Below are 8,332 nucleotides of genomic sequence, written 5' to 3' on the forward strand. Positions count from 1 at the left end.
ACTGCGAAATTATTCCGATGTTCAATATTGGCATCATGAAATTCTCTTCGCTTCACGTCCGCCGATCAGCCGGGCCAATTTGAGTATGGAAAGAGCAATTTGCCAGCGCACATCGAGGGCGAATTTCACCGCACACAACAATATCGCCAACAAAACCATATTTGACTCGTTTCAAAATACGTCAATCCGGCTCTGATAAAGTCGATTCCACAGGAATTTCACAACAAGCATATCCGCGCGGCAAAAGAACGCCGTGCAATCGAGCATAAGAATCTCAGCAATGATGCATTGATCTTTACTACCCCACCTGGGAAGACAAAAGGATGTCGCACGCCGGGCGGGAGCATCGGGCGCCATCGATCTCGGCGGCACCGGGGTGTTATAGGTATCCGTAGTTTCGGCAGGCGCAGCGTCGGCTTGCTACGCAGCCGCTTGGCTGCAACGCACGCGGTCGTAGACAGCCATGCTCCGCTCGTTTCATTCATCCGCGCGTCAGGATGCGCGGCCGCCTGTCGCACCGGCAGTCCACCTTGAGCAGGCGGGAAGCCGGTCTACCCAAGCGAAGGAGAACGAATGGTTTCCCCCCATATACCGCGGTTCGCATTCCAGCGCCAAGGCCAGTTTGACGAAGCAAGCTGGCATTCCATCCTCATCTCGGTACTGCGGGGCCTGGCGGCCTTCATCGTCGCCACGGCCCACCTGCGCGCGGCGATGTATCCGGCAGTGCGCGACGTCGCCGATCCGCCCCTGTGGTTCCAGGGGCTGGCCTTCCTCAGCGGTTTCGCCCATCAGGCCGTGCTGGTCTTTTTCGTGATCAGCGGATGGCTGGTCGGAGGCAGTCTCCTCAACCGGATCGGGCAGCCGCATGCGGTCGTCAACTACGCGATCGACCGTGTCACACGCCTGTGGACCGTCCTGATTCCGACCTTCGTGCTGACCCTGGTCTTTGCATTCGCGATCGGCGCTGCCAGTCCGGCGTCGTTCGGCTTCTCGGCAGCCGATCCATATTCGGCCACGACCTTCGCCGGCAATCTGGTCGGCCTGCAGCGCATCCTGGTCCCTGTCTTTGGCGGCAATTTCCCGTTGTGGAGCCTGGCCAACGAAACCTGGTACTACGTGCTCTTCCCCTTGATGGCGCTTGCCTGCACGGCGCAGGACAAGCTGGTCCGGCTCGGGTCCGCTGCTGGCCTCCTCGCGATCGGCTTCCTCTTGCCCACCGCATTGGTGGCCTATTTCCTGGTCTGGCTCTTGGGCGTGGCGTTCTCGCGTATCCGCATCGAGTGCAGCAACGCCGTCCGCTGGGCCTGGGTCGTGCTGCTGCTCGGCGTCTCGGGATATTTCCGCCTGACCGGTGAACTCGATGCATTCGAGCTGTCGACGCTCGGCCCGGACCTGCTATGCGGCCTGCTCTACCTGGTCTTGCTGTCCAGCCTGCAGTTCAAGGCGTCGCCGGCATCGCGCCTGGCGCGTCCCGCGCGCGATGGCGGCAAGTTCTTCGCGGAGTTCTCGTTCAGCCTTTACGTGCTGCACGTGCCCCTCATCGGGCTCATGCACTACTGGAGCACGGAGCACCTCGGGCTGCGCCAGTTGTCGCCGTTCGAGCCGCGGCATACCGCGATCTACTTCGGGATGCTGGCCACGCTGATCGTCGCGGCCTACGTTTCCTACCTGCTGTTCGAATCCAGGACTTACCGGATCCGTAGCGCCTTGAAGCGCAAGCTCCCGCGCCCGCAGGCGCCGCGGCCCGAAAGGAGCGTGTTGTCCACCGAACCATAATGAAGGAAGGCCGGCGCGGCGACCCGGAAGGATGCGTGCGGCCCCGGGTCCCAGTGTCCATTCATGGAAGGCCTCTACGGGCTTTCAAGGCGCACCCGGTCGGCCGCGCCTGGGCCTGGCCGCCGAGCCGCCATGCCACTGCCGGGCCGTGGGAATCCCTGTGCTTCACGGTGCCGGCCCGGGGCATCCCGGCAGCCCCGCCTGGGCCGAACAAAAAAGAGCCGCATCGATGATTCGATGCGGCTTCGGCCGGTAGCTGGGGGTGACAATGAACCGAGCATGCAGCTGTTCCCTCGCAGGCGCCGGCGATTCGCTGTTGGCCTTGCGGCCCAGCCCTTCCATGCCGGTCCGCTGCGGCCACCCCTGCGTTGAGTAGCGGCCGGCTTGATTAGAACTCGTAGGCGCCGACGTCGACTGCTGCGCCACGCGGACGGGCCACGCCTGCCAAGTCGACCTTGGGAGCCTGCAGCGAGGTGCCGCGGTCGATGGCCGGCGAGCTGCTGCTCACCTTGTAGTTACCGGTACCGGTCGCCGAATAGCTCACGAACAGCGGTTCGGACGAGATGGTGCCGCTCACGGTGCCCTTCACTTTCCAGTTGGTGCCGCTGCGGGCGACCAGGTTGTTCGCGTAACGGTTGTTGGTGCCCATCTTGCCGCCTTCGACGATGCCGTAGGTGGTGTTGTCGTACACGATGTTGTTGGCGACGTAGTTGTTCGCCGAACCGGTCGTGGTACCCGAGTCGCCCTGGCCCAGCAGGATGCCCATCTTGTTGTGGAAGGTCGTGTTGTTCACGATCGTCGACGCGGTGGCGCCGTGCCACTGCTGGATGCCGACCGCCGCCACGCCCGAGACGATGTTGTTGGTCACGACGTTGTTGGCATTGGCGATATAGATGCCCTGCACGGTGTTGCAAGTGCCGATCATCTTGTAGCCGATGTTGCGCACCACGTTGCTGTCGATACGCACATTGCCGACTGGGCCGTAGGTGTCGATCGCCGCGCCGCCGCCGCCGGTGCAGCCGCCGCTGATGGTCAGGTCGTGGATGAAGTTGTTGGTCATGCTCAGGTTACGGCCGGCAGCCAGGATGCCGTGACGGCCGCTACCGGAGATGTCGAAGCCGTCAATGTCGACGTAGCTGCCGCGCGAATCCCAGGTGATGCCGGTGCCCGAGACGATGATCTTGGCGCCCCACTTCACGTCGGAGACAAACTTGATGCGGGCGGTCGCAGTGCCGCTCTTGCTGGTCCGGATGCCGACGCTGCCAGCCGATGGAGCCGAGACTTTATAGACGCCAGGCGCAACGTGGACGACGGAACCCGGGGTAGCCAGGGCGTCGGCGCGGGTGATCGTCTTGACCGGGCGGGTCTGGGTGCCCGGGTTGGAATCGGAGCCAGTGGGCGAAACGTAGATGTGGGCGGCCATCGCACTGCCGCAGGCGGCGAACAGCACTGCTGCGCTGGCGGTCGACATCAGGGCGGAACGGACATTCAGGGAGAACTTGACTGCTTTTTGCATTTCAGATTGCCTTAATAATGAATGGAGTAGCTTTGAGTACTGGAAACTTCTTAAGTTCAATAGATTTGCGGAAAAATTTCCTGTGGTATTGAACAGCAAATGGATATTCCTTCTGGGAATCTATCTTTACGCATCGCTGCTCCAATGATCTAAAGGAGTAGCTTTGAATGGTGGAAACTTCCAAAGTTCAATAGATTTACGGAAAAAATTCCCGCGATATCGAACTACAAAAGAAGATTTCCTGAAAGAACCATTCCTCTATCTCAAATCACTTCAATGATGTAAAGGAGTAGCTTGGAGGCCAAAAAACTTCCTAAGTTCAATGGATTCCAAGAAAAAGTTTCCTGCAGTATTCAATTACAAACGGAAATTTCCTAATGGAAATTGCTCCGGCATATGTAATTACGCCGCTCAGAGGGATGTACTGACGAGCATTACGCCGAAGCGGACAGTGCCGAAAAACCGCGCTGGGGGAAGGAGGCTGAAGGGGATCAGCGGGAATACTGTGGACGTGCTCGGCTGTAATGACGAGCTTCTTCTAGCATCCCAGAAACGATGACGAAATGAGACCCGCTACGATGGCTCACCCACGCGTTGCAAGGATCGGCAAGGCGACACGACTGCTCGCGGGCTCCAGGACTCCGAGCTCTTCTTTACCGGACTTGAGCGACCAAGGATCGCCGCAACGCGTTCGGAAAAACCCGGCGACGCGCGCAATCAGGCGGTCGTCCATGGTTGGACGCCCGTGCAGAGCACTTTAGAGGATCAGACAGGGCTTACCTGGGCCGTCCAGCGCTCCCGGTCCGCGCACAGCGATAGGGAGCAGCGGCAATATGGCCAAGCCGCTTCGGAGACCACATCCCAACCACCCAGTCCGCTCCATCCGCGCCGCGAAGCTGGCGCTTATGGTCGCCAGTCCAACCCACCCTCGGCATGTCACGTTTCCTGGAGCGTGGCCCGTGATCCGCCGTCCCTGGCGCCGGCAAGCGTCTCACTCGGCGTATTTCAACTGGCCGATGGGCCCGGCCTGGAACTGGGTATGTGACCGGCCGATGCCGTAGGTGATGTTATTGAACAGCACTCCTTGCGGCGACAGGCCCGCATGGTTCAGCCGTTTGACCGACTCGGTGATCTCGGCGTCGGTCGTCACCCGTGCGCGCGCCAGCAGGAAGACAGCGCCCGCTCGCGCGCCGACGACCAGCGCGTCGGCCGCCAGCAGGAGCGGCGCCATGTCGATCAGCACCAGGTCGTAGTTCGCGCTCATGGTCTCCAGCAGGCTGCTGAAATTCGCGTGCAGGAGGAAGTCCGAGCGGTTCGGCGGCATCGACCCGGTGGGGATGAAGTCCAGGTTGTCGATCACGTTATGGTGGATGATGTCGTCCAGTGGCGTCGATCCGTTGATCGCCTTGGACAAGCCGTTATCGCGGGCGACGCCGAAATAGCGGTGCAGGCGGCCGCTGCGGAAGTCAGCGTCGATCAGCAGCACGCGCTTGCCGCTGGCCGCCATCACGGCGGCGAAGTTGACAGTGACGAAGGACTTGCCGACGCCGCGCGTGGGCCCGGCGAACATCACGATGTTGTTCCGGAAGTGGGGCATCGAAAACTGCAGCGCCGCGCGGAAGCTGCGCAGGCTTTCCACCGCCGGGTCCTCCGGCAGGATCTGGGCCAGCAGTGGCAGCACGCCGTCGCCCCTGACCTTGCGCATCAGCTTATCCTCGTTGACGCTGTGCGGAATGGACGCGTACACGACCTTGGCGCGCAGCAGGCGTTCGACCTTGGCCGGATCGTCGATCCCGCCGCGCATGGCCTTACGGGTAAAGGCGATCAGGGTCCCGAGGAACAAGCCGGTGATCACCGCCAGCGCCACGATCAGTGGCCGGTTGGGCTTGATCGGCCGTTCGGGCGCCATCGGCGCGTCCACCAGGCGCACGTTGCTGACGCGGCCGACCGAGATCAGGCGCAGTTGCTGCGCGGTGTTCGACAGCGCCGTATAGAGATCGGTCTTGACCTTGATGTCGCGCGTCAGGCGCGCCTCGTCCTGTTCCATGACCGGCAGCTTGCGGATGCGGGTGTCGATGGCCTCGATCTCCTCGTCGACTTCGCGGCGCTGGCGGTTGATCGCGGCGACCACCGGATGGTCCTCGGTGAAGCGGGACAGCAGTTCGGCCTTCTTCTGGACCAGTTCCATGCGCCGCGTGCGGGCGGCGGCGGCCTGGGTCAGGCTCATGCGGGCTTCCTCGCGCAGGTCGACCGTGCCGTGGGCGTTGCGGAACTGGTTGTAGCGGTCTTCGGACTGCTCCAACTGGCGCTTCAGGATCGGCAGCTGCTGGTTCAGGAATGCCAGCGACTTCTCGGCTTCCTCGGTCTTGCGCGCCAGGTTCTGGCGCATGTATTCGCGGCCGATCTCGCTGAGCAGCGCGTTGATGCGCTCGGCGTTCTCGCCCTGCAGCTTGACCTCGATGACGCCGGACTGCTTGCCCTGCTCCGTGATCACCATCGCGTTCTGGATCGCCTGGATGGTGCCGAGGCGGGAATTGCGCTTGATCCGGAAGCGCGCGCCGGGATTGGCATGCAGGCGGTCGACCTTGATCTCGACCAGGCCGTCCGGTGTGCGCACCCGGTAGCGGTGGCCGACCGTGGCGTCGAAGGCGATCCGCTGCCCGCCGCCGGAAAAGCGGTAGCGGTTGCCCGGGCGCGCGGTGATGATGAATTCGCGGTTCAGCCAGCTGTCCGGCACCTCGAATACCGACACCACCGCCTTTTCGCCGCCCCAGACGAAACCGCCGTGACCGAACAGGCCGGGGCGCGACAGCGCGCCGCTGTTCTGGTTGGCGATCCAGGAACCGGCCACCGGGAAGTACTTGGGCTGGACCTGGACGTAGAGCTGGAGGTTGTCGACCGCGCGCGAGACCACCATGCGCGAACGCAGCAGCTCCATCTCGGCGATGGCCGCCTTCTTGGTCTCGAACAGCGACGAGGCTTCGCTCAGGATGTTCTTCGACGCGGTCGGGCTTTCCTCCTCGACGTGGATCATCAGGTTGGCTTCGTATACCGGCTTGGCCACCAGCGCGTAGAGCACCGCGACCACCGTGATGAAGGCGGTGATGGAGCCGATCAGCCAGCGGCTGTCGTACAGGGTGTTGAGGTAGCCCTTGAGGTCGACGCCCGGTTCCTCGGCCGGCGCTTCCGGCGGGCGCGGATCGAAGGGTACCGATAGCACCGGCGGCGGACTGTGATACACAGGGCTCAGCGGGTGCGGATGCGGGTCGTGCGGCGTGGTCATGGCGGCTTCTCCGGTCAGGGCCGGGTGGTGACGCCGACGGCCGAGGTCAGCGCGCCCGGGAACAGCAGGCTCAGGTGGCGGTTCCAGTTCGCCAGCGGCGAGGCGGCGACATACACGACGTCCTTCGGCCGCAGTTCGAAGGCTTCCGCCATCGCCAGCGCCCCGCTTGCCCGGGCGTCGAGCCGGAATACGCGGGTGCGATCAAGCGTCTTGCGCACCACATAGACCTGGCGCGCGTCGCCGCTCAGGGGGCTGATGCCGCCGGTTTCGCCGAGCGCCTCGTTCAGGGTCAGGCGGCCGTTGTGCATGGTGAGCGCTTTCGGCGTGATCACCTCGCCCGAGACGAAGACCTTGCTTTCGTCGCGCGAATGGACCCGCACCACGTCGCCGTGGGCCAGCAGGATGGCGCCCGGGTTGACGCCCTTCTGGACCAGTTCGCGCAGGTTGACCGTATAGCGCCGCTCGCCGCGCTCGAGGACGATGCGGCTCTGGTCCGCCGTGGGCGTCATGCCGCCGGCTCGGTTGAGCGCTTCGACCAGGGTCATGGGGATATCGTCGATCGGCTGCAGGCCGGGCGTACGGACCTCGCCGTCGACATAGACGCGCTTGCTGCGGTAGGACTGGACCCGGAGCGTCAGGTTGGGATGGGCGATGTAGCGTGCCAGCTTGCGGGTCAGCAGCTCGCGGGCGCGTTCCTCGGTCAATCCCTCGACTGTCAGCAGGCCTATCAGGGGGAACTGGATGCGTCCCATGTGGTCGACCGCGAAACCGGGCGGCGCGGCATTGGAGGCGGCGGCGCCGCCGCTGTCGGCCAGGGCGGTGGCCGAATTCATGCCGCCGGCAGCAAGCTCGGGATGGTCCCAGACCACGATGGCCAGGACGTCGCCGCGGCCGATGGTGTACGGCGGCGGGTGCGCCACGAACAAGGGCGTCAGGTCCTGGCGCGCCGCGCCTGCGGCCGCCTGGAGCTCGGCCGCGATCAGCTGCTCGGTGATGAGCTCGGTGGGCGGGGCCGCGCCTCCGCCCGCCGGACCGGCGTGCGAATCGAAGCCGAGACCGGTGGCGCAGCCGGACAGCGCCAATGCCGGAAGCAGCAGCGGCAACAGCAATGCTCGCAGCAGTGAACGTAGCGGTGAAAGCAGCAGCGAAAGCAAAGGCGGCGCCAGCCGCCAAGGCAGGGACAGGAAAGTGCGCCGCACGCGTACTGCGCATCGGCAACCCGATATTGCACCTGAACAAAACGAAGCCATGATTGTTGCCTATCAAAAATAGACGCGTTACTTGAGCCGTTCAGCTCAGCGTACGGGGTCTATCAGGCCTGGTTTTGCAGCGCGTCAAAGGACGGGATTAAATGATCCGGCGCGGACGAAAAGCGCTTAACGCATCTCTTCCATCAGCTTCAAGCCGTCGGCAAAAGCCCACACACGGCGGATCTCGATGACATCGAAACGCGCCGCCACGTTGGGCGGGAATGCCGAGTAGCGGGCGTTCAGCCGCACGAAGCGGCGCACCGCCTCGTCCATGTCGGGGCGGCCGCTGGAGCGCAGGATGGTGACGTCGTCGATGCTGCCATCGCTGCGCAGGGACAAGCTGACCAGGGGATCGATGCGCACCTCGCGCAAGGACAAGCGCGCACCGCCGAGCACCGCATTGCGTTCGAGCTTCTGGCGCACGCTGTCGACGTACAGCCGTAGCGGGACGTCGCGCTCGCGGCCGTCGTCCACGACGCGCCGCCCGTCCGGCGTCATGACGGCCGG

The 8,332-nt window shown here is 63.7% G+C and carries 5 protein-coding genes; 1 reads left to right on the plus strand and 4 read right to left on the minus strand.

Annotated features, from left to right (window positions below; all coding sequences use genetic code 11):
* Positions 1–573: 573 nt before the first annotated feature.
* Positions 574–1,776: an acyltransferase gene (locus KBW98_RS05390; RefSeq protein ID WP_211519100.1), complete on the plus strand. Its 1,203-nt coding sequence runs from the start codon at positions 574–576 to the stop codon at positions 1,774–1,776.
* Between the two features lie 388 nt (positions 1,777–2,164).
* Here the strand turns inward: KBW98_RS05390 and KBW98_RS05395 are convergent, their stop codons facing one another.
* From KBW98_RS05395 to KBW98_RS05410, 4 genes are all read right to left on the minus strand, one after another.
* Complete coding sequence (locus KBW98_RS05395; protein ID WP_211519101.1) at positions 2,165–3,292, minus strand: choice-of-anchor Q domain-containing protein; 1,128 nt, start codon at positions 3,290–3,292, stop codon at positions 2,165–2,167.
* A 991-nt stretch (positions 3,293–4,283) separates the two neighbouring features.
* Positions 4,284–6,575 (minus strand): polysaccharide biosynthesis tyrosine autokinase, encoded by a 2,292-nt coding sequence (locus KBW98_RS05400; protein ID WP_211519102.1) that lies wholly within the window; start codon positions 6,573–6,575, stop codon positions 4,284–4,286.
* A gap of 14 nt (positions 6,576–6,589) precedes the next feature.
* Positions 6,590–7,678, minus strand: a complete 1,089-nt coding sequence (locus tag KBW98_RS05405) for a polysaccharide biosynthesis/export family protein (protein WP_229428998.1) — start codon at positions 7,676–7,678, stop codon at positions 6,590–6,592.
* Positions 7,679–7,951: 273 nt separating this feature from the next.
* The coding region (locus tag KBW98_RS05410) for a TonB family protein (protein ID WP_211519104.1) at positions 7,952–8,332 on the minus strand (381 nt) is incomplete at its 5' end.

Origin of the sequence: Massilia sp. ST3, assembly GCF_018119405.1 — a bacterium.
Taxonomy (GTDB): Bacteria; Pseudomonadota; Gammaproteobacteria; order Burkholderiales; family Burkholderiaceae_D; genus Telluria.

Bases quoted from the DNA above. Each gene is read 5' to 3' on its own strand.
- KBW98_RS05395 (WP_211519101.1), bottom strand. From the start codon at position 3,292: ATGCAAAAAGCAGTCAAGTTCTCCCTGAATGTCCGTTCCGCCCTGATG.
- KBW98_RS05390 (WP_211519100.1), top strand. From the start codon at position 574: ATGGTTTCCCCCCATATACCGCGGTTCGCATTCCAGCGCCAAGGCCAG.
- KBW98_RS05400 (WP_211519102.1), bottom strand. From the start codon at position 6,575: ATGACCACGCCGCACGACCCGCATCCGCACCCGCTGAGCCCTGTGTAT.